Below are 22047 nucleotides of genomic sequence, written 5' to 3'. Positions count from 1 at the left end.
CAGCAGGACATGCAACCGGGCGTTTTCAAGACTGTTTGAGCGGGCGCGCCCCGATCAATAGGTGCGGATCAGACCCACAAGGCGCCCCTGGACCTTCACCTGATCCTCCGCATAGCTGCGGGTCGGATAGGCCGGGTTGGCGGCGTGCAGTTCGATCATGCCGCCCTTGCGCTCATAACGTTTGAGCGTCGCCTCATGCCCTTCGACAAGGGCCACGATAATATCGCCATTATCGGCCGCATCGGTTTCGCGGATCACAACCACATCGCCATCGTTGATGCCCGCATCAATCATGGAATCGCCGCGCACCTCCAATGCGTAATGTTGACCGGCGCTGGACAGCATCGCATTGGGCACCGCGACATGGGCCGCGGCCTGGCTGATCGCCTCGATCGGCACACCGGCGGCGATGCGCCCCATCACGGCGAGTTCCGTGGCGCCGGAGTCCGCCACCGGTTTCAGCTCCGCTTGTGGCGCGTCCTGATCCTTGCCCCCCTCGATCACCGTGGGTTGGAACCCGTCTGCGCTGCCACCGAGGCTGTCGGGCAGGCGGATCACCTCGATCGCGCGGGCGCGGTGGGCGAGGCGACGGATAAAGCCGCGTTCCTCAAGCGCCGTGATCAGGCGGTGAATGCCGGATTTGGAGCGCAGATCCAGCGCGGTTTTCATCTCGTCAAAACTGGGCGGGACGCCGTCCTTTTGCAGACGGTTGTGAATAAACTCCAAAAGCTGAAGCTGCTTTTTCGTCAGCATAGCTGTCCCCTCTGCACGATGCCTTTTGTTTATGTTCTATTCATGTTCCCGTTTTGTGTCAACCGCTCGGGTCATAACGGGAACATAAAAAGCTCAGGTAAGCCGCGATACAGACAGGGATTTCGCCTGAATGCCCTGAGCTGCGCGTCAGAGGGAGAGGAAATCGACGGGCTCACCGATCTCGCGGGCCGGGTCATGCGGCGGGCGCACGATCAGGGCTTCGGCCTGAGCCAGAACCGAGAGCAGAGAGCTGTCCTGACTGTCAAAGGCTTGCAGGCCCGTGTCGTGCCATGTGGCGCGCATATAGTGCTGGCGGGGGCCATTGGCGGGCAGGGCCGCTGCCAGCGGCGCGGTGGAGAGCTTCTCTGCCTCTGTTGGCAGGCCCAGCATGGCCTGCAGCATCGGCACCACAAAGACCCGACCGCAGATCATGGCGGAGACCGGATTGCCCGGCAGCCCGACCATCGCGCCCGCACCCATGCGCCCCGCCATCAGTGGTTTGCCGGGGCGCATCGCAACCTTGTAGAACGCACGCTCCATCCCGAGGCTTTCGGCCACCCCCGCAACCAGATCATGATCACCGACCGAGGCACCGCCGATGGTCACGATCAGATCTGCATCTTGCGCCAACCCAAAGGCGGTGCGCAGCGAGGCATCGGTGTCGCGCGCGATCGGCAGCATGCGCACCTCGGCGCCGTGCTCCTCGAGCATCGCCTTGAGGCCAAAGGTGTTGGAAACGATGATTTGATCCGGGCCAGGCACCTCGCCGGGCATCACCAGCTCATCCCCGGTGGACATCAGCGCCACCACGGGGCGGCGGCGTACCGGCACCTCGGCAATGTTCATCGCCGCCAGGAGCGCGATATCAGCAGGGCGCAGAAGGCGCGGGGCGTCGACGGTCTGGCCGGTGCGAAAATCACGGCCCCGGTCGCGGATATTGGCATTGCCCCCCGGATCATCGGTGATGGTGATGAGATCGCCCTTGCGGTCCACATCTTCCTGAATGACCACAAAACTCGCGCCTTCCGGCACCGGCGCACCGGTAAAGATCCGCACCGCCTGACCCGCACCGACCCGGCCCTGAAACCCATGTCCGGCAGCGGCTTCGCCGATCACCTTGAACATCGCATGCAGCTCCACCTCGGCGGCGTTCACCGCATAGCCATCCATGGCGGAGGCATCAAAGGGCGGCTGATCGCGCCCTGCGGTGACGGGCTGTGCCAACACACGGCCCGCCGCTTGCGCCAGAGGGACGGTCTCGACATCCACGGCAGAGACAAGATCAAGCAGCGCGGCGCGGGCCTCGGAGACGGAGATCATCGGTTACGCCTCGTAACGGCCGGATTTGCCGCCGTCTTTCAGGAGCACGCGGATGCCGCCGATTTCCATTGCCTTATCCACCGCCTTGGCCATGTCGTAGACCGTAAGGCAGGCGGTCGAGACTGCCGTCAGGGCCTCCATCTCGACGCCGGTCTGGCCGGTGGTTTTGACTGTACCCTCGACACGCACGCCCGGAAGGTCGGGGTCCAAGGTCAGCTCTACTGCGACCTTTGTGATGGGCAGCGGGTGACAGAGCGGGATCAGCTCGGCTGTTTTCTTGGCCCCCATGATCCCGGCAAGACGCGCAACCGACAGCACATTGCCCTTCTTGGCGCGGCCTTCGGCGATAATGTCGTAAGTCTCTTGCGCCATGCGAATATGGCCCTCGGCGACCGCGATGCGGGCGGTCACATCCTTGTCGGAGACATCCACCATATGGGCGTCGCCCTTCTGGTCAAAATGAGTCAGGGACATGGGCAGAGCTCCTCAGACGCCGGGCACAAGTGGGTTGGCGAGCAGTTCTCGGGTGGCGGCGGCCACGTCCTGCTGCCGCATCAGGCTCTCACCAATCAGGAAGCTGCGCGCGCCGTAGCGGGCCATATCCGAGAGATCCTCGGGCGTGGACAGGCCGCTTTCGCAGACGATGGACCGTTCCGGCGGCACCAGACGCGACAGGTGGCGGGTGGTGTCGAGCGTGGTCTCAAAGGTCTTGAGGTTGCGGTTGTTGATGCCCATTAGACGCGATTTCAGATGGCAGGCGCGTTCCAGCTCCTCTTCGTTGTGGACCTCCAGCAGCACATCCATGCCCCAGTCAAAGGCGCAGGCTTCCAGCTCTGCCGCTTGTGCATCGCTCACCGACGCAAGGATGATCAGGATGCAGTCGGCCCCCAGCGCGCGGGCCTCGGCGACCTGATAGGTGTCATACATGAAATCCTTGCGCAGGCAAGGCAGGTCGCAGGCGGCGCGGGCCTCCACCAGATAGTCCTTGGCACCCTGAAAGCTCGGCGTGTCGGTCAGCACCGAAAGACAGGCGGCACCGCCATCGGCATAGGCCCGGGCAAGCGTGGCAGGGTCGAAGTCTTCACGGATCAACCCTTTGGAGGGGCTGGCTTTCTTGATCTCGGCAATCAGCCCGTAGCCCTCGTGGGTGGCCTGGATCAGACGGTCCGCAAAGCCGCGCACCGGATCGGCACTGCGGGCCTCGGCCTCCACATCGGCAAGCGGTTTGGCGGCCTTGTCGGCGGCCACTTCTTCGAGTTTGTAGGCTTTGATTTTATCGAGGATGGTCTCAGACATCGAAGAGGCTCCCTTGAGAACTGCGTGGGGCGGCCCACGAAATAGGCTGCTCGCCGCGGGCGGAGAGCCAGTCATTGATCCGTGTAAACGGACGCGATCCAAAAAAGCCGCGCCGCGCCGACAGGGGCGAAGGATGGGCCGTCTTCAGGATCAGGTGATCGCCGGGGCGAATGTGGCTATCGAGCTTCTGCGCTTGATTGCCCCAGAGGACATAGGCCGTTGGGCGGTGAGAGCTATGATCCAATACCTGATGCGCAAGTTCCTGCCAGCCGAGTTTTTTGTGGCCATTGGCGTCGCCCGCAGGCACCGAGAGCACTGTATTGAGCAAAAGCACGCCCTGCGCGGCCCAGGGGCGCAGATCGCCGGCGTCTGGGCAGCAGCCGATGTCGTCGCGCATTTCCTGATAGATATTGCGCAACGATCGGGGCAGGGGTGTCACATCGGGCTCGACCGAAAAGGACAGCCCATGGGCGTGACCCGGCGTGGGATAGGGGTCCTGACCGAGGATCACCACGCGGGTGGCCTCTGGCGGAGTCAGTTCAAGGGCGGCAAACCGCTGATGCGCAGGCGGCAGGATCTGACGCGTATCGTCCGCCAGTTTTGCCTCGATCAACGGCCAATGCGTCTGAAAGAACGGCAGGTCCGCCCAGCCCCCGACCGCAGGTCGCAGGGCTGAGGCGTGGTCTTGCGGGGCCATCAGGCGGCCTCCGAAGTGATCCGTGCAACCGCCGTGACCTTGCCAAGGGCGGCACCGCTGTCGATGCTTTCGGCGGCACGTTCGGCGCCTTCCTTGAGCGAGGACACCGTGCCCGCCACTACCTGCGCGGCGGCAGAGTTCAACAACACCGCGTCACGATAGGCGGAGGGTTCACCGTTCAAAAGCGCGCGAAACGCCTCGGCATTTTCGGCGGGGGTGCCGCCCACGATCGCCTCAAAGGGATGTTCGGGCAGGCCAGCTTCTTCGGGATGGATCTCGAATTCGGAAATGCTGCCGTCTTCCCCAAGCCCCGCAACCCAGCTGACGCCGGTGATGGTCAGCTCGTCGGTGCCGTCAGACCCATGCACCAGCCATGCCTTTTCCGAGCCGAGCTGTTGCAGGGTTTCTGCCATCGGGCGGATCAGGTCGCGGCTAAAGGCCCCGGTGAGCTGGCGTTTGACATCCGCCGGATTGGTCAGCGGGCCGAGGATGTTGAAAATCGTCCGCGTGCCAAGTTCCTGACGGGTGGGCATCACATGGGCAATTGCCGGGTGGTGCATCGGCGCCATCATGAAACAGATGCCCGCCTCTTTCAGTGATTTTTCAACCACTTTCGGGCCGACCATCACCTGAATGCCCATCTCGGTCAGCGCATCTGCAGCGCCGGATTTGGACGACAGGTTGCGATTGCCGTGTTTGGCCACAGGCACGCCGGTGCCCGCCACCACAAAGGCCGTCGCGGTGGAGATATTAAGCGTGCCCTTGCCATCACCGCCGGTGCCGACGATGTCCATCGCCCCCTGAGGCGCGGTGACCTTGTTGCATTTGGCGCGCATCACGGCGGCCGCGGCGGCATATTCATCCACCGTCTCGCCCCGGGTGCGCAGGGCCATCAGAAGGCCGCCGATCTGGCTTGGGGTGGCCTCGCCATTGAACAGCGCGGCAAAGGCGGTTTCGGCTTCGGTACGGGTCAGGGCGCGATCTGCGGCCAGACCGATCAGAGGTTTCAGCGCATCACTCATGCCGGGACCTTCATCTCTTTCAGGAAATTCTGCAGGAGCGCATGCCCATGCTCGGAGGCGATGGATTCCGGGTGGAACTGAACGCCGTGGATGGGAAGCTCTTTGTGCTGCAGGCCCATGATGGTGCCGTCTTCCAGCTCTGCGGTGATCTCCAGACAGTCCGGAAAGCTCTCGCGCTCCACCACCAGCGAGTGATAGCGGGTGGCGTCAAACGGCGAGGGCAGCCCCTTGAAAAGACCCTTGTCGGTGTGATGCATCTTGCCCATCTTGCCGTGCACGATCTCATGACAGCGCACCACCTTGCCGCCAAAGGACTGACCGATGGTCTGATGGCCAAGACAGACGCCCAACAGCGGCGTGCGGGTTTCGGCAGCGGCTTCGGTCAACGCGAGGCAAATGCCCGCCTGATCGGGGTCGCAGGGGCCGGGGCTCAGCAGGATGCCGGCGGGCTTCATCGCCATGGCGTGCTGCACATCCAACGCATCGTTTCGCCAGACCTCGATCTCGGCGCCCAGCTCGCCAAGATAATGCACGAGATTGTAGGTGAAGGAGTCGTAGTTGTCGATAAGCAGCAACATCTTGGGACGCTCTTTTAAGGGTGGCGGGCGGGGGCCGCGCCGAGATATAGTGAACGGAACCATACATGTTCAGGGATGCGCGGCAGCGTCAAGAGCACATCCGAAATGCCGACGGGCATGCGGAGCAGGTGCCAACTGCCGAGGCCCCGGCATAAGGGCAAAAGAACGGGCACAGGCGAGAGGGCGAAACAGGCATGCGAGGATTTCTGGGAGGCGTGAGCGTTGGGGCGCTGGTCGCAACGGCAGGAGCAGCCGTGTGGTCGCTGTCGACCCCCTTGCCCCCGGGCGTGGACGTCTCCGGCGACACGCCAGCACCCATTCTGGCCCCGCGGGACAGCGGCACCTTGCCCCAGGAGACGCCCGGGTCCGATGCGGATCTGGTGGAGACCGCCCCCGCCGCCCCCGATCAGGGCCAGGCGACCGAATCCGAAACGGCGGTCGAAATCGATACCGAATCTGCCGATCAGCCGGATGTGTCGACCGAGGTCACCGGACCCGACGCCACTGATCCCGCGCCGCAGGACGCAGAACCGCCCGCCGTGCAACCGGAACAGGATGCGCCGGTGACCGGCAGCGAGGGGGCCGTGGCCCTGGCCCCGCCCGTCGCCGATACCGATCCGCAGCCCGACACCGGTACCGCCGCCGCGCCGCCGTCATCGGATGAGGTGGGCGCTCCGTCTCTGGATACGCCGGACGCGGAGACCGGCCTGCCGGGTCTCGATGCGGGGACGGCGGATGTGGCGCCGCAGATCGAAACGGCGACGCCCTCGGTACAGACCCCGGACATCGGCACCAGCCCCGGCCTGACCCCGCCTGACAGTTTTTCCGGGACAGCGCCGGTGCCGCCCGTTCCGGCGCCGGACACATCCGCTGATGCGGACGAGGCTGCGGATGAGGCGCAGCGTATCGCCGATCTGCCGCAAGCCTCTGACGAGGCCGATCCTGCGGATGATGAGACCTCTGCCGCAAACAGCAGGCCCCGGATCGGCACGCCGGTGGTGCCGCTGACAGAACGGGATGCAGCGACCGCAGCAGAGGCCGACACCGCCGCGCCGGAGGCAGATGCGCCGCCGTTTGTCCGCAACGGCGAACCCGCAACCCCGGCGCCGGGGCTGCCATTGATGTCGATCATCCTGGTTGAGGAAGAAGGCGCGGTCGGGGCCGAAGCACTGGCCGAGTTCCCCTATCCGCTGACCTTTGCGATCGATCCGGCCGACCCGGAAGCCGCCGCCCGCATGCAGGCGCGCCGGGCTGCCGGTTTCGAGGTGATGGTGCTGGCGGATCTGCCGCGCGATGCCGGGCCACAGGATGCGGAAACCGCGCTGCCGATCTGGTTCGACCGACTGCCAGAGTCGGTTGGGCTGCTCGAAGGGGTGGACAGCGGGGTTCAGGGCAACCGGCCGCTGGCGGATCAGGTCTCGGCGATTGCGGCGGATCTTGGCTATGGGCTGGTGTTGCAGGACAATGGCCTGAACACGGTGCAGAAAATGGCGTTGCGGGACGGGGTGCCCGCGGGTGTGGTGTTCCGCGACTTTGACGGCGCCGGGCAGGATCCGCGCGCGATGCGGCGGTTCCTGGATCAGGCCGCCTTTCGCGCCGGGCAGGAGGGCGCGGTCATCATGCTGGGCCGCCTGAAGCCGGACACGATCTCGGCCCTGCTGATCTGGGGCCTGCAAGATCGGGCCAGCCGGGTCGAACTGGTGCCGGTCTCTGCCAGCCTCAAACGCCTGCTGGAGCCGGTTTCGCAATAAGCCACCCCTCCGATGGTGCAAAACAAAACGCGCTCCTCGATGGTCTCGGGAGCGCGTTTTTCATTTTGCAGCCCTGGTTTTTTCAGCGGTTGCCATCGCCGGTGAAACGTGCAGCATCTGCCGCCGCGCGGCGGATCGCGTTGGATTTATGCACGGTCTCCATATATTCCGCCTCCGGATCGCTGTCGTAGACAACACCGCCCCCGGCCTGAATATAGAGCTTTTGGTCCTGCACGATCGCGGTGCGTAGGGCGATACACATATCCATGTCGCCCCCGGCGCTGAAATAGCCGACACCGCCGCCATAGATGCCGCGTTTTTCCGGTTCCAGCTCGTCGATGATCTCCATCGCGCGCACCTTGGGCGCACCGGACACCGTGCCCGCAGGCATGCCCGCAAAAAACGCATCCAGCGCGTCCTTGTCCTCGTGCAGCTCGCCGACCACATTGGAGACGATATGCATCACGTGGCTGTAACGCTCGATGATGAACTCTTCGGTGGGACGCACGGTGCCGATCTTGGCGACGCGGCCCACATCGTTGCGGCCCAGATCCAAGAGCATCAGATGCTCGGCCAACTCTTTCTTGTCGGCCAGCAGATCCTGTTCCAGCGCCTTGTCCTCTTCGGGGCTGGCACCGCGTGGACGGGTGCCAGCGATGGGGCGAATGGTCACTTCGTTGCCAAAGACCCGCACGAGGATCTCGGGGCTGGCACCGATCACCTGAAAGCCGCCGAAGTTGAAGTAGAACATGAACGGAGAGGGATTGGTGCGCCGGAGCGAGCGATAAAGCGAAAAAGGCGGCTGCGGGAAGTCCTGCGTCCAGCGCTGCGCGGGCACCACCTGAAAGATGTCCCCGGCGCGGATGTAGTCCTTGGCCTTTTCCACGGCGGCCATGTAGCCGTCCTTGGTAAAGTTCGAGACCGGTGGGGCCACCTCGCGTGCCTCTCCCAGATCGCGGGTCTCTGCGGGCATGGCGCGTTCGAGATCCCGCACCGCATCCATCACGCGTTCGGCAGCCTGAGCATAGGCTGCACGCGCCGATTGCCCGTCGCTGACCCACGCGGGAGAGACCACCGTGACCTCGCCCTTGACCCCGTCCAGAACTGCCACCGCAGAGGGGCGGATCATCACCGCATCGGGCAGGCCCAGCGGGTCCGGGTTCACATGGGGCAGATGCTCCACATGGCGGATCATGTCATAGCCCAAGTAGCCAAACAGCCCTGCCGCCGCCTGTGGCAGATCATCGGGCAGGTCGATGCGGCTTTCGGCCAGCAGTGCGCGTAATGTGTCGAGCGGATTGCCCTCGACAGGGGCAAACCCGTCGGGGTCAAAGCGGGCGGCGCGGTTGATCTCGGCCTGTTCGCCCCGGGAGCGCCAGATCAGGTCCGGCTTCATGCCGATGATGGAATAGCGCCCGCGCACCTCGCCGCCGGTCACCGATTCCAGCATGAAGGCATCCTTCTGCGCGCCGGTGAGTTTCAGCATCAAGGAGACGGGCGTATCCAGATCGGCGGCAAGCCGCGTGTAGACCACCTGGTTTTCGCCGGCCTCATAGGCTTTGGCGAAGGTCTCGAAATCGGGGATCAGGGCCATCAGAGCGCGCGCCTCTCGAAGTTATTGAAAGCTGGCGTGAACGGAATTCACGGCCTGCTGGTTGACCTGGGGCTGGGCGCGCGTCTGCACCGCCTGCATGTAGATCTGGAAGATCTCGTTGGACAGCGACTGGTCCAGCTGCTCGCTCAGGGCCTGCGACAGAAACTGCATGTCCTCGCTGTCATCCGGCGGCAGTGTGTCATCCAGGCGCACGACCACGGTGCCCTCGGCATCGGAGACCACGCGCAGCTCTCCCGCTTCCATCTCGAACACCTGGTTCATGAGATCAACCGGGGTCTGATCGAGGTAGGCCGTGCGGGTCAGGCCGGTCTGTTCGATCACCTCGCGCTCCTCGGGGAATTGACCGTCGGCTGCCTCTGTTGCGGCCATGATCTCTTCGGCCTGGGTGCGCAGCGCCTGCGCGATCCGGTCCTGCTTGAAGGCCGCGGCAACTGCCGGACGCGCGGCGTCGAACGGTTGCGGACGCGGGGCCAGAACCTCGTTGAGGCGCAGGGCAAACAGGCTGCCGTCCTCCAGGAAGCCAACCTCCGGGAAATCCTCCAGCGTCACCGCCTCTGCCGCGTTGCGGAAGGTGTCATAGGCGGCGATGTCATCGGTGGTGTCGGCGGTCCAGTCGATCTGTCCCAGAACCAGGCCGGTTTCCTCTTCGGCCAGCTCTTCCAGCGTGGCACCGCCGGCAAGCGCGTCGTCGATCCCTTCGGACCGGGTCTCGATCACGCGGCGGGCGCGGTCCAGTGCCAGTTCTTCGCGCAGCACCGGCAGCGCGTCTTCAAAGCTGGTGTATTTTGCCTCCAGCATGCCGTTCACGCGATAGAGCGCGGGACCGAGGTCGGAGGGCAGGGGGCCGGCGACATCGCCGATCTCCACCGCAAACACGCCTTCACCCGCGTCCCCCAGATCGCTCTGTGCCACGTCGCCCATGTCGATGTCCGACAGCGACAGGCCCCGGTCCTCGACCAGGGATTCGAAGGTGGTGCCGCCAATGTCCAGTTGCGCCTTTGCGGTTTCGGCGGCGTCCTGATCGGCAAATACGAGACGCTCGACCAGGCGGCGTTCGGGCACGTTGAATTCGGCGTCGCGTTCTTCGTACAGCGCGCGCAGGGCGGTTTCATCCACCTCGACCTCGTCCACCAGCGCATCGGGGCGCAGGGCGACATAGGTGATGACCTTGGTGCGCGGCAGGGTGAAATCCTCGATATTGCTTTCGTAAAAGGCTTTGAGCTCCGCTTCGGTGGGTTCCACCGTGGTCAGGACCACATCGGCCTCGGTCAATTGCACGTAGGAGAAGCTGCGGCGCGCGCCGATGTAATCGGTGAGGGTCTCGCCCAGAACGGCGGGCATGCGGGTGCCGCCGACGATCGCGCCCTGCAACAGGGTGCGGGCGGTTTCGGCACGCATGTCCTCTTCGAACTCGGTTTCGGACAGGCCGGCATTGTCCAGCGCAAAGCTGTAATTGTCGCGGCTGAAGCTGCCGTCGGAGCCCTGGAAGGCGCCAATCTGCGTGATTTCCTGAAGCAGCACCTCATCGCCGACCGACAGGCCGAGGGTCTGGAGCTCATTGTCGAGCGCGGCCGAGGCCACCAGACCGGAGAGAACACCGCGATCAACGCCCATGGAGATCAGCTGCGACAGCGGGATGGACTGGCCCGACTGGGCCTGAATGGCGCGCTGTTCCTGCTGCAGCGCACGGGCGTAATCATCGACGCTGACCTTGGCCTCGCCAACGGTGGCCAGCGTGCGGGTGGTGCCGGATACGTTGATCGCGCCAAAGCCGGCAAGCCCCACGAACAACAGACCCATGAGGATCCAAACGAAGGTCTTTGAAAGGTTTTTCATGCCTGCGGCCCTTTATGTCGTCTTTTGGCGGCGCGCTGCGGCATCGCATGCCGGGCGGCCTTTAGGTCTGCCGAGCGGATCGGCTCATGTCTGTTGCGGCCCTGAATACGCGTCTGCCCGCTGAGGAGCAAGCATGCATGGCGCCGCCCGGATCGCACTTAGCCGGAGAACCCGGCGAGGCGATCAATCATCTCGGATATGCCGCTGCGATCCACATTGGCAAAGGCGATGCGGAACTGACGCTGCCCCTCTGGTGATCCGTCCGGTGTGAACATGCTGCCCGGCAGCATCAGAACACCGATCTCCTGCAACATCTTTTGCGCGAGCTGGTCCGAGGCGGTGTCGAACGGGTGCTGCACATAGGCAAAATAAGCGCCCAGTCCCAACAACTGCCAACCCTGCGCGGCCAGGGGCGCGAATCCCTCCGCGATGGCAGCGCGGCGGTCGAGGATCTCTTGCCGCTCCGCCGCCAGCCACGGGGCGAGGTTCTCGATACCCCAGGCCGCGCCGATCTGACCGACCTGAGCGGGGCAGATGGTGACGGTGTCGAGGAATTTCTCCATCTCCAGCAGTCGTGCGGGGCTGGTGGCAATGGCGCCGACGCGGTGTCCGGTCAGGCGATAGGCCTTGGAGAAGGAATAGAGATGCACCAGCGTGTCCGGCCAGTCCGGGCGCTGAAACAGCCCGTGCGGCGCGCCGGTGCGGCTGTCGAAATCGCGGTAGGTTTCATCCACGATCAACGTCAGCCCGTGCCGCTGTGCCAGGTCGTAGAAGGCATCGAGCAGCTCTGCCGGGTATTCCACGCCACAGGGATTGTTGGGCGTCACCAGCGCGATGGCGCGGGTGCGATCCGTGATCAGCGACTCGGCATGGGCGACATCGGGCAGCATGCCCGTCCCGACCGGCAAGGGCTGGGTCTCCACCCCCTGCATGTCGAGCCACATCTTGTGGTTGAAGTACCAGGGCGTCGGCAGGATCACCGCGTCGCCCTCGGCGCAGAGACTCTGAATGGTAGCGGCAAAGGCCTGGTTGCAGCCGGAGGTGATGGCGACCTCCTCGGCGCTGACCTGCGCCGCGTAGTGGTGGCTGATCTGCGCCGCCAGCGCCGCGCGCAGATCCGGGTTGCCCAGCACCGGACCATAAAGATGGGCGCTGTCCTGATGCAGGACGGCCTCTGCCATGGCGCGGCGCAACCCTTCCGGCGGCGGATCCGCGGGCGCGGCCTGGCTGAGGTTCAACAAGGGCTGGTCGTCCGAGAACTCCACCCCCGACAGCCAGCGGCGGGACTCCACGATCGGCGAGACGAAAGTGGCGGCGGTTCTGGCCAGCGGCATGGGATCATCCTTCACGGTCAAAGCGTCCGCGGCATTAGCGCGATTTCGCAGGGCAGTTGCAAGGGGTGGGCAGAGGTCGGCACCAAAGAAAAAACGCGCCCCGAAAGGCGCGCTTTGTCAACAGTGGCGGGGCCGCCTGGGTCAACCGGATCAATCGGTGCCGCGATAGGGCTCGACATATTGCAGCGCCATATCCCAGGGGAAAAAGATCCAGGTGTCCTGGCTGACGCCGGTGATGAAGGTATCGACCTGCGGCTCACCCTGCGGTTTTGCATAGACGGTTGCCAGATGCGCCTTGGGATAACGGCTGCGCACCAGTTCCAGGGTTTTGCCGGAATCAACCAGATCGTCGACGATCAGGATGCCGGTGCCGTCGCCCATGATGTCAGGATCCGGGCTCTTCAGCACTTCGGCCTCGCGGCGCTGATCGGCCTTGCCGCCGCCGGAGTGATAGGATTTGACGCTGATGGTATCGACGGTGCGAATGTCGAGTTCGCGCGCCACGATCATCGCCGGCGCCATGCCGCCGCGGGTGATCGCCACAACCGCGCGCCAGTGGCCCTCATCGGGCCCGAGCCCGTCCAGACGCCACGCCAGCGCGCGGCTGTCACGGTGGATCTGGTCCCAGGAGATGTGAAACCCCTTTTCATGGGGCAGGCGGTTCGGGTCCTTGGTGCTCATCTGGGTCAGCCTTTCTCGATGTCCGGGGCGTCCACGGCCTTCATGCCGACCACGTGATAGCCCGCATCCACATGCAGGTTCTCGCCGGTCACACCAGAGGCCAGATCCGACAGGAGATACAGCGCGGATTTGCCCACGTCATCGGTGGTCACGTTACGGCGCAGGGGCGAGTTGTACTCGTTCCACTTCATGATGTAGCGGAAGTCGCCGATGCCGGAGGCCGCAAGCGTCTTGATCGGGCCGGCAGAGATCGCGTTGACGCGGATGCCGTCCTTGCCCAGATCCTCGGCCAGGTATTTCACCGACGCCTCCAGGGCCGCCTTGGCGACACCCATGACATTATAGTGCGGCATCACCTGTTCGGCGCCATAGTAGGTCAGCGTCAGCATGGAGCCGCCCGCGTCCATCATCTTCTCCGCGCGCTTCGCAACGGCGGTGAAGGAATAGACCGAGATGTCCATGGTCATCTGGAAGTTGGCGCGGCTGGTGTCGACATAGCGGCCACGCAGCTCGCTCTTGTCGGAAAAGCCGATGGCATGCACGATAAAGTCGAGCTTGCCCCATTTTTCCTCAAGCGCGGCAAACAGCGCGTCGATCGACGCCTCATCCGCCACATCGCAGGGCAGCACGATGTCGCTGCCCAACTGGCCCGCCAAAGGGTCGACCCGCTTCTTCAGCGCTTCACCCTGATAGGAGAACGCAAGTTCCGCTCCGGCCTCGGCGCAGGCTTTGGCAATGCCCCACGCGATGGATTTGTCATTGGCCAGGCCCATGATGAGGCCTCGTTTTCCGGCCATCAGTTGACTAGACATGCAGGTTCTCCGCCTGTGATCGGTTAATGGAACGTCCTTTAGCCCGCTGCGTCAAAGGCATCAAGGGCGGACACTGCTGTCCAGTCTTTCAATCGGGCACAAAGGTCACTAAGTTGACGCGCAACCACGCAGACAGGAACCAAGATGTCAGACCGAGAAGGACTCTTCGCGGGGGAAGACCCGTTTGAAATCGCGCGCCGCTGGTTGGCGGAGGCCGAAACCACCGAACCCAACGATCCCAATGCGATCGCGCTGGCCACCGTGGATGCCAACGGCATGCCCAATTCGCGCATGGTGTTGCTTAAGGAAATCGAAAGCTCCGCCTTCGTGTTCTACACCAATTACGAGAGTGCCAAGGCCCAGGAGATCGCCGCCACAGGCACCGCCGCCTTTGTGATGCACTGGAAGTCCCTGCGGCGCCAGATCCGGGTGCGCGGACATGTGGAAAAAGAAGAAGGCCCGCAGGCGGATGCCTATTTTGAATCGCGCTCTCTGAAGAGCAGGCTGGGCGCCTGGGCCTCGCAGCAATCACGTCCATTGGCCTCTCGAAGCGCTTTGATGGCGGAGGTTGCAAAGGTGACCGCCACCAAGGGGCCGAATCCCAAACGTCCCCATTTCTGGGGAGGTTTCCGACTCACCCCGATCGAGATCGAATTCTGGGCCGATGGCGCGTTCCGACTGCACGATCGCTTTGTCTGGAGACGCGAAGATAGCGCAAACGACTGGAATATAACCCGCTTGAGCCCATGACGTCATTTGGCGTCATGACTTTACATTCCCTGTAACTTCGGAATTTTTTTGCACTTGAATTCTGGTGCCGAAATCGCGCAGTTAGTTGGGCAGCACGGAAATAAACAAACAAACCGGTGGAATTCGCAAATGGCCGAAGATTTGAGCAGTTTGCAACAGGTCCGTGGACTAGTGAAATGGTTTGACCCGACCAAAGGGTACGGCTTCATCGTCTGTCCAAATGGCGGCCCCGACATTCTCTTGCACGTCAATGTTCTGCGGAACTTTGGCCAGAGTTCCGTTGCCGATGGCGCCGGGATCGAGGTTGTCACGCATCGCACGGACCGTGGCGTTCAGGCCGTCGAGGTCATCTCCATCACCCCGCCCGAGCGTGACGACACGCCGGTGCTGAGTGATCTGGCGGAGCTGGATGCGGGCGATATCTCCGCGCATCTGCTGGAGCCCGCGCGGGTGAAATGGTTCGACAAGGCCAAGGGATTTGGCTTTGCCAATGTCTTTGGGCGTGACGAGGATGTCTTCCTCCACGTCGAGATCTTGCGCCAGTCCGGCCTGTCCGATCTGCAATCGGGCGAGGCGCTGGCGATGCGGGTGATCGAGGGCAAGCGCGGCCGCATGGCGGTCGAGGTTCTGGCCTGGGAAGCCGCCGCGTCAGAGCTGAAGGACGATCAGTGATACGCGGAGCGATCACCGCCCTCGGGATCGCTCTGCTCACCAGCGGCGCTGCGCGCGCCGACAGGGCCTGCGCGCCGGACCGTGTGGATCTGCGCGGCGAATGGGGGCAGGCAAGCTTTACCGTTGAACTGGCCGAAACCCCGGATGCGCGGGCGCAGGGGCTGATGCATCGCGCTGAGATGCCGCCGCGCGCTGGCATGCTGTTTGTTTACGAGCATCCGCAACGGGTTGCGTTCTGGATGAAGAACACGCTGATCTCGCTCGACATGATCTTTGTCGGTGCCGATGGGGTCGTCGATCACATCCATGAGAACGCCATTCCGGGCGATCTGACACCGATCCCCGGCGGGGATGAGGTCATGGTCGTGCTGGAAGTGAACGCCGGGGTTGTGGCCGCATATGGCATTTCCGTCGGCAGCCAGATGCGGCACGAAGTTTTTTCATCAGAAACGGCAAAATGGCCCTGTTAGGGCTTTTCAAATCCGAACAGCATCGCTAGGAAGGCGCACGGTCCGGGGCGTGGCGCAGTCTGGTAGCGCACCTGTTTTGGGTACAGGGGGTCGTGAGTTCGAATCTCGCCGCCCCGACCATTTTCTTTCTTTCCCATATCCCATCTGTCCCGCGGTTCTCTCCGCGGGAACGGCGGCGTGCTGGCGCGACAGGCGCAGCCGCGCGCCTGCAGCCGGCACCAGTCAGGGCAGGCGCTGGCGACAGGGGCGGCGCGATTCCAGAATCACCTCACCACCTCGACAGCTGCTCCTGGGCGCCTCGCTAGATTTGGTGTTTACGCTTTGTTAGGGATCTGACGCGAGGGCGCGTCAGTTGCTGCTGTTTTCGGCGGCAGTGTCTTGCGATCCGACAGCGCTTGGCCGGATACCGGTGTTTCACAGCCACAGCGTGTCGCGGATGTTCATCACCGCGCTGAGGCAGGCCCGCGACGCGGATGGTGCGGGCATCGGTTCATCGGTCTGGATGATGTGCTGCGAGCAACCCTCTCGCATCGCGACAGAATTCACCATCCGTTAACCACGACACGCAGCAGGGGGTGTTGGTGTGGCGTCATGTGTGAATCACACCGGGGCGCATGACCCGTGAAACCGTAAAAAGGGTCAACTAAATTCTGTTCCGTTAAAAGTGAAATTTTGCGTTGACCCTCTGGGCCATCTTACGCGAGATTGTGGGTGTCGCTGGGGGCGCCACTAAATCTTGTAGATATTAGGCCGTGTCCCCCACCTCAGTGCTTCGTGCAAAACCGTTAAATTCGGGCCGGTGAAGGGCCTGCGAGTGCGGGGAGACCCCGTGCCGCAATGCGATATTTGCATGCGCCAGAGGGCGACGAACGGGGCCGGTGCAACAGCACCAGATCTTTGACAACGGGACTATTGGGACAGGTGTAGCCATGAAAATCGAACGTCGTTTCACAGAGGCAGGGCAGGATGCTTACGCGTCTTTGGATTTCATCGGAGCGACGTCCGAGATCCGCAATCCGGACGGCACCATCGTGTTCCGCCTGGAGGGCATCGAGGTGCCATCGACCTGGAGCCAGGTGGCCAGTGACGTCATCGCGCAGAAGTACTTTCGCAAGGCCGGTGTCCCGTCCCGCCTGAAGAGGGTCCGCGAGAAGGGCGTGCCGGAATTCCTGTGGCGCTCGGTCCCGGCGGATGACGATGTGGAACTCGGCGGCGAGACCTCCTCCAAACAGGTGTTTGACCGTCTGGCCGGGGCCTGGACCTATTGGGGCTGGAAAGGCGGCTATTTCTCCTCGGAGGAAGACGCGCGCGCCTATTTCGACGAGATGCGCTATATGCTGGCGACCCAGCGCGCGGCACCGAACAGCCCGCAGTGGTTCAACACCGGTCTGCACTGGGCCTATGGCATCGACGGCCCGGCGCAGGGCCACCACAATGTGGATTACAAGACCGGCAAGCTGACCAAATCCAACAGCGCCTACGAACACCCGCAGCCGCATGCCTGCTTTATCCAGTCCGTGTCCGACGATCTGGTGCAGGACGGTGGCATCATGGATCTCTGGGTGCGTGAGGCGCGGCTGTTCAAATATGGCTCCGGCACCGGCACCAACTTCAGCCACCTGCGGGCCGAGGGCGAGAAACTCTCCGGCGGGGGCAAATCCTCGGGCCTCATGGGCTTTTTGAAAATCGGGGATCGTGCCGCTGGCGCGATCAAATCAGGCGGGACAACCCGTCGAGCAGCGAAGATGGTGATCGTGGATGCCGATCACCCGGATATCGAGCAGTTCATCGAATGGAAGGTGATCGAGGAACAGAAAGTCGCCTCCATCGTGGCGGGTTCCAAAATGCACGAAAAGATGCTGAACGGCATTTTTGAGGCTCTGCGCACCTGGGATGGTCTCGCTGAGGATGCCTATGATCCAGCCGAAAATACCGCTCTGAAATCAGCGATCCGCGAGGCCAAGAAGGTCGCGATTCCAGAGACTTATATCAAACGCGTGCTGGATTACGCCCGTCAGGGGTACGACAGCATCGAGTTCCCGACCTACGACACCGATTGGGACTCCGAGGCCTATTCGTCCGTGTCGGGCCAGAACTCCAACAACTCCATCCGCGTCACCAATGCATTCCTGCATGCGGTCGAAAAGGACGCCGATTGGGAGTTGATCAACCGCACCGACGGCAAGGTCGCCAAGACCGTGAAGGCGCGCGATCTATGGGAAAAGGTCGGTCACGCAGCCTGGGCCTGCGCCGATCCGGGCATCCAGTTTCACGACACCGTCAACGAGTGGCACACTTGCCCCGAAGACGGTGAAATCCGGGGCTCAAACCCTTGTTCCGAATACATGTTCCTCGACGACACCGCCTGCAACCTGGCGTCGCTGAACCTGTTGACCTTCTATCAGGGCGGCGTGTTTCAGGCCGAGGATTTCATGCACGCCAGCCGTCTGTGGACGCTGACGCTGGAAATCTCGGTGATGATGGCGCAGTTCCCATCGAAGGAAATCGCGCAGCTATCTTATGACTTCCGCACGCTGGGTCTGGGCTATGCCAACATCGGCGGGCTGCTGATGAACATGGGCTACGGCTACGACAGCGACGAGGGCCGCGCGCTCTGCGGGTCGCTGACCGCGATCATGACCGGCGTGGCCTATGCCACCTCTGCCGAGATTGCCTCCGAACTGGGGCCGTTCCCGAGCTACGCCCGCAATGCCGACCATATGCTGCGGGTGATGCGCAACCACCGCAATGCCGCTTATGGCGCGACCGAGGGCTATGACAAGCTCACCGTGAAGCCGGTACCGCTGGATCTGCAGAACTGCCCCGATGCGCGCCTCACGGAACTGGCGATGAGCGCCTGGGACGAGGCGGTGAGCCTTGGTGAGAAACACGGCTATCGCAACGCGCAATCCACCGTGATCGCGCCCACCGGTACTATCGGGCTGGTGATGGATTGCGACACCACCGGGATTGAGCCGGACTTTGCGCTGGTGAAGTTCAAGAAACTTGCCGGCGGTGGGTATTTCAAGATCATCAACCGCTCGGTGCCCTCGGCGCTGGAAGGCCTCGGCTATTCCTCGGCGCAGATCGAAGAGATCGTCTCTTATGCGGTCGGACATGGCTCCATCGGCAATGCGCCGGGGATCAACCATACTTCGCTGACCGGACATGGCTTTGGCCCCAATGAGCTGGCGAAGGTCGATGCCGCACTCGAAAGCGCCTTTGACATCCGGTTCGTGTTCAACCAGTGGACATTGGGCGAGGAGTTCTGCACCGGCGTGCTGGGCATTCCGGCGGACAAGCTGAATGACACCGCCTTTGATCTGCTGCGCCATCTCGGGTTCACCAAAGCCGACATTGATGCCGCGAACGATCACGTCTGCGGCACCATGACCCTGGAGGGCGCGCCGCACCTCAAGGAAGAGCATTATTCGATCTTTGATTGCGCCAACCCCTGCGGCAAAAAAGGCAAGCGTTATCTGGGCGTTGACAGCCACATCAAGATGATGGCCGCCGCACAGAGCTTTATCTCCGGCGCGATCTCCAAGACCATCAACATGCCCAATGACGCCACCATCGAGGACTGCCAGCGGGCCTATGAGCTGAGCTGGTCGCTGGGTGTAAAAGCAAATGCGCTCTATCGTGACGGGTCGAAACTGAGCCAGCCGCTGGCTGCGGCCCTGGTTGAGGATGACGATGAGGCCGCCGAGATTCTGGAAACAGGCTCGGTGCCGGAAAAGGCGGCAACCCTCGCCGAGAAGATCGTCGAGAAAGTGGTCATCAAGGAGGTGATGAAATCGCATCGCACCAAGATGCCGCAACGCCGCAAGGGCTACACGCAAAAGGCGGTTGTCGGCGGGCACAAGGTATACCTCCGCACCGGTGAGTATGAGGACGGCAACCTCGGCGAGATCTTCATCGACATGCACAAGGAAGGCGCGGGCTTCCGGGCGATGATGAACAACTTCGCCATCGCGGTGTCGGTCGGTCTGCAATATGGCGTGCCGCTTGAAGAATTTGTCGATGCCTTCACTTTCACAAAATTCGAACCCGCCGGCATGGTGCAAGGCAACGACTCGATCAAGAACGCCACCTCGATCCTCGACTATGTGTTCCGCGAACTGGCGGTGAGCTACCTCGACCGCACCGATCTGGCGCATGTGAAGCCCGAAGGCGCGAGTTTTGATGATCTGGGTCGTGGCGAAGCGGAAGAAGGGGTCTCCAACCTCTCCGAGCTGAGCGATGGCGCGGCCTCGAAATCGCTGGAGGTTCTGAAACAGATTTCCTCCAGTGGCTATCTGCGCAAACGTCTGCCGCAGGAACTGGTGGTGCTGCAAGGTGGCCAGACCAGCGTCGCGGTAACCGCGCTGGATGGCAGCGCCGATCCCGTGGCGGCCTTGCAGAAACTGGTGCCGGAGACCTCCGACGCCCCCGCGCCAACGGGCGGCATGGATGCACGCACCAAGGCCAGGATGCAGGGCTACGAAGGCGACCCATGCGGCGAATGCGGCAATTACACGCTGGTGCGCAACGGCACCTGCATGAAATGCAACACCTGCGGCTCCACCTCGGGCTGTAGCTGAAACAACGGGTCGGGCGTGGAACGCGCGCCGGATCCAGGTACCGCATCCGAGGGCACACACCACCTGGGGGATGCGCAGGGGACAGGGCGTCGCAACCGCCGCCACGTCCCCGACGAAACAGGGCAGGTCACAAAGCGTGACTGCCCCCTAGGATCGAAGGCGCGTTCCGGGCCTTTGACCCCTGTCTGGAGTGGGTGCGCTCACTCCACACGCCGAGAAGGACCAGGCAAGAAAAAAACCGGGCGGTCAATGAGAAGAGCCTGATCGGCGAAACTGCCCCCCTCTGAACCGGAGGGGGGCTTTTTGCTTTTGAACCGGGGGCTCAGGCGGGCAGGTGGATCTTGAACCGTGCCCGGATCGCCTGATCGACATCCGGCGGGAACCGGGCTGCGGCGCGCTCCGCCAGGATGCGCTCCTTGCGGGTGGTGGCACTGGCGATCAGATCGGGCTTTTCGCGCTCGACCCATTCCTTGGGCGAGGTCCGGTCCCCAAGCGCGGGGTAGACATAGTCCTTCTGCATGCGGCTCAGGGTCTGGCCGGTGCCGAGGTAGTGGCCCGCGCCGCCGAGACAGACTTCGGCAATCTGGTCCAGTGCGAGGGTTTCATCGGTCACCTCGATGCCGCGCACGCAGCGCATCGCCTGACCGATCAGATCCTCGCCGAGGATCAGGCTTTCGTGGCAGAACCCCAGCAGGGAGGCATGCATGCCGGCGGATTCATAGACCATATTGAGCCCCGACAGACCCGCCATCACGTTGGAGCACATCTGCTCCCACCCCGCTTGCATGTCCGGCAGCTTGCTGTCGGCAATCCCCGCCGCAGCGCCGCCGGGCAGATCGTAGAACCGGTGCATCTGGGCACAGCCCGCGGTCAGCAGCGCCTGTTCGCCCGAGCCGCCGGTCATCGCCCCGGTGCGCAAGTCCAGGCCAAAGGGCCAAGTGCCAAAAATCGCGGGATGTCCGGGGCTTAGCGTGTTGACATAAACCATCCCGGCGAGGCACTCGGCCACCGCCTGCACGATCGCCCCCGCCACGGTGGAGGGCGCGGTGGCCCCGGCCATGCCCGCCGACAGCAGCAGCACCGGCATGCCGGCGCGGATACATTCCTCCATCACCAGACAGGCTTCGGTGGCGAACTTCATCGGCGGCACGACAAAACAGTTGGAGTTCGACACGAAGGGGCGGGCGCGCCACTTGTCCTCGCCGCCGGCAATCATGTGCAGAAGCTCCATCGCCGGGGCGACGTAGGACGGATCGGTGAAGGAGGTGCCCACATGTTTGAAAGTGCCGGAACAACAGGCGTAGATGGTGTTGAGATCCATCTCCAGATTGTCGGCGATGTCGCGGCAGACCATCGGCCGCTGCACAAAGCTGATATTGTCCAGCTGCGCGCAGATCCGCGCCGCATCATGCAGATCCTGAACGGTGCTGTCGCGATAGGCGCGGCCCTGCGCGTCCACCAGATGCACGGCTGCCCCCGCGGTGCCGTAGTGGACCCGCGTGCCCCGCAGGTCGAGATCGCTCTGCCCGTCGCGGCTGAACAGGGTGACAGCGCGATTGGCAACGGCCAGCTTGTCCTCGACCAGGGCGCGCGGAAACCGCAGACGCCCGTCGTCGCCCAGCTGGCACCCGGCCTGGCACAGGAGGTCGATGCCGCTTTGCGGCGCATCCGCAAGCCCGATCTGTTCCAGCGCATCAAGGGCGGCGTGGTGGATGCGCAGGAGTTCGGCATCGGACAGGAGGTTCAACCGGCCGCCCTCCAGACCGGGGTGAATGGCGCGCATCTCCGCGCTGAGCGGTGCCGCGCGGACAGCGCGGCGGGCCGCACGGCCACCGGCGCGCGCAGCAGGTCGTGTTTGAGCTTGTGTCATGGTGTTT

At 63.3% G+C, this 22047-nt stretch carries 19 protein-coding genes and 1 tRNA gene; 6 read left to right on the top strand and 14 right to left on the bottom strand.

The window, feature by feature from the left end; genetic code table 11:
* Nucleotides 1-54 precede the first annotated feature (54 nt).
* The 7 genes from lexA to MHM88_RS02185 all read right to left on the bottom strand — a co-directional run bounded on the left by lexA (nt 55) and on the right by MHM88_RS02185 (nt 5666).
* Nucleotides 55-753 carry a transcriptional repressor LexA gene (gene lexA / locus MHM88_RS02215; RefSeq protein ID WP_239319973.1) on the bottom strand — a complete coding sequence of 233 codons (699 nt, stop codon included), beginning with the start codon at nt 751-753 and terminating at the stop codon, nt 55-57.
* Between the two features lie 147 nt (nt 754-900).
* Nucleotides 901-2073 carry a gephyrin-like molybdotransferase Glp gene (gene glp / locus MHM88_RS02210; protein WP_239359503.1) on the bottom strand — a complete coding sequence of 391 codons (1173 nt, stop codon included), beginning with the start codon at nt 2071-2073 and terminating at the stop codon, nt 901-903.
* Nucleotides 2074-2076: 3 nt separating this feature from the next.
* Nucleotides 2077-2547, bottom strand: coding sequence for a cyclic pyranopterin monophosphate synthase MoaC (moaC, locus tag MHM88_RS02205; RefSeq protein ID WP_239359501.1), 471 nt, complete (start codon nt 2545-2547; stop codon nt 2077-2079).
* 12 nt (nt 2548-2559) lie between these two features.
* A complete protein-coding gene (trpC, locus tag MHM88_RS02200) occupies nt 2560-3369 on the bottom strand; it encodes an indole-3-glycerol phosphate synthase TrpC (RefSeq protein WP_239359499.1) in 810 nt (269 codons plus the stop codon).
* Nucleotides 3362-4066: a uracil-DNA glycosylase gene (locus MHM88_RS02195; protein WP_239359497.1), complete on the bottom strand. Its 705-nt coding sequence runs from the start codon at nt 4064-4066 to the stop codon at nt 3362-3364. Before MHM88_RS02195 ends, trpC begins: the two co-directional genes overlap by 8 nt.
* The gene (trpD, locus tag MHM88_RS02190) at nt 4066-5088 is read right to left on the bottom strand and encodes an anthranilate phosphoribosyltransferase (protein WP_225263077.1); all 1023 of its coding nucleotides are present in this window, start codon (nt 5086-5088) and stop codon (nt 4066-4068) included. The genes MHM88_RS02195 and trpD overlap by 1 nt, the downstream gene beginning before the upstream one ends.
* Nucleotides 5085-5666 carry an aminodeoxychorismate/anthranilate synthase component II gene (locus tag MHM88_RS02185; RefSeq protein ID WP_239359496.1) on the bottom strand — a complete coding sequence of 194 codons (582 nt, stop codon included), beginning with the start codon at nt 5664-5666 and terminating at the stop codon, nt 5085-5087. Before MHM88_RS02185 ends, trpD begins: the two co-directional genes overlap by 4 nt.
* A gap of 194 nt (nt 5667-5860) precedes the next feature.
* Between MHM88_RS02185 and MHM88_RS02180 the strand changes: the two genes are divergently transcribed.
* Nucleotides 5861-7417 carry a divergent polysaccharide deacetylase family protein gene (locus MHM88_RS02180; RefSeq protein WP_239359495.1) on the top strand — a complete coding sequence of 519 codons (1557 nt, stop codon included), beginning with the start codon at nt 5861-5863 and terminating at the stop codon, nt 7415-7417.
* 82 nt (nt 7418-7499) lie between these two features.
* Here MHM88_RS02180 and trpE read toward each other — a convergent pair whose 3' ends face one another.
* The 5 genes from trpE to fabI all read right to left on the bottom strand — a co-directional run bounded on the left by trpE (nt 7500) and on the right by fabI (nt 13695).
* Nucleotides 7500-9011, bottom strand: a complete 1512-nt coding sequence (gene trpE, locus MHM88_RS02175) for an anthranilate synthase component I (RefSeq protein WP_239359494.1) — start codon at nt 9009-9011, stop codon at nt 7500-7502.
* 21 nt (nt 9012-9032) lie between these two features.
* Nucleotides 9033-10868 (bottom strand): peptidylprolyl isomerase, encoded by a 1836-nt coding sequence (locus tag MHM88_RS02170; RefSeq protein WP_239359493.1) that lies wholly within the window; start codon nt 10866-10868, stop codon nt 9033-9035.
* 158 nt (nt 10869-11026) lie between these two features.
* Nucleotides 11027-12202, bottom strand: a complete 1176-nt coding sequence (locus tag MHM88_RS02165; RefSeq protein WP_239359492.1) for an aminotransferase — start codon at nt 12200-12202, stop codon at nt 11027-11029.
* Nucleotides 12203-12352: 150 nt separating this feature from the next.
* Nucleotides 12353-12883 (bottom strand): xanthine phosphoribosyltransferase, encoded by a 531-nt coding sequence (gene gpt, locus MHM88_RS02160; RefSeq protein ID WP_239359491.1) that lies wholly within the window; start codon nt 12881-12883, stop codon nt 12353-12355.
* Nucleotides 12884-12888: 5 nt separating this feature from the next.
* Nucleotides 12889-13695, bottom strand: coding sequence for an enoyl-ACP reductase FabI (gene fabI, locus MHM88_RS02155; protein ID WP_009179101.1), 807 nt, complete (start codon nt 13693-13695; stop codon nt 12889-12891).
* A 144-nt stretch (nt 13696-13839) separates the two neighbouring features.
* Between fabI and pdxH the strand changes: the two genes are divergently transcribed.
* The 4 genes from pdxH to MHM88_RS02135 all read left to right on the top strand — a co-directional run bounded on the left by pdxH (nt 13840) and on the right by MHM88_RS02135 (nt 15707).
* On the top strand, nt 13840-14445 hold the full coding sequence (gene pdxH, locus MHM88_RS02150) for a pyridoxamine 5'-phosphate oxidase (protein ID WP_239359490.1): 606 nt from the start codon (nt 13840-13842) through the stop codon (nt 14443-14445).
* A 129-nt stretch (nt 14446-14574) separates the two neighbouring features.
* Nucleotides 14575-15117: a cold-shock protein gene (locus tag MHM88_RS02145; protein WP_239320007.1), complete on the top strand. Its 543-nt coding sequence runs from the start codon at nt 14575-14577 to the stop codon at nt 15115-15117.
* A complete protein-coding gene (locus tag MHM88_RS02140; protein WP_239359488.1) occupies nt 15114-15587 on the top strand; it encodes a DUF192 domain-containing protein in 474 nt (157 codons plus the stop codon). The genes MHM88_RS02145 and MHM88_RS02140 overlap by 4 nt, the downstream gene beginning before the upstream one ends.
* A 43-nt stretch (nt 15588-15630) precedes the next feature.
* A tRNA-Pro gene (locus MHM88_RS02135) sits at nt 15631-15707 on the top strand.
* Between the two features lie 294 nt (nt 15708-16001).
* Here MHM88_RS02135 and MHM88_RS23090 read toward each other — a convergent pair.
* Entirely contained in the window at nt 16002-16136 is a 135-nt protein-coding gene (locus tag MHM88_RS23090; RefSeq protein ID WP_255734115.1) for a hypothetical protein, read from the bottom strand.
* Nucleotides 16137-16516: 380 nt separating this feature from the next.
* Between MHM88_RS23090 and MHM88_RS02130 the strand changes: the two genes are divergently transcribed.
* Nucleotides 16517-20170 (top strand): vitamin B12-dependent ribonucleotide reductase, encoded by a 3654-nt coding sequence (locus MHM88_RS02130; RefSeq protein ID WP_239359486.1) that lies wholly within the window; start codon nt 16517-16519, stop codon nt 20168-20170.
* Nucleotides 20171-20492: 322 nt separating this feature from the next.
* Here MHM88_RS02130 and MHM88_RS02125 read toward each other — a convergent pair whose 3' ends face one another.
* The gene (locus MHM88_RS02125; protein WP_239359484.1) at nt 20493-22040 is read right to left on the bottom strand and encodes a trimethylamine methyltransferase family protein; all 1548 of its coding nucleotides are present in this window, start codon (nt 22038-22040) and stop codon (nt 20493-20495) included.
* Between the last annotated feature and the right edge of the window lie 7 nt (nt 22041-22047).

This window comes from Epibacterium sp. MM17-32 (genome assembly GCF_022348205.1).
Classification (GTDB): Bacteria; Pseudomonadota; Alphaproteobacteria; order Rhodobacterales; family Rhodobacteraceae; genus Epibacterium.
Note: the sequence above shows the minus strand (reverse complement) of the source record. Positions and strands in the feature narration are given on the sequence as shown.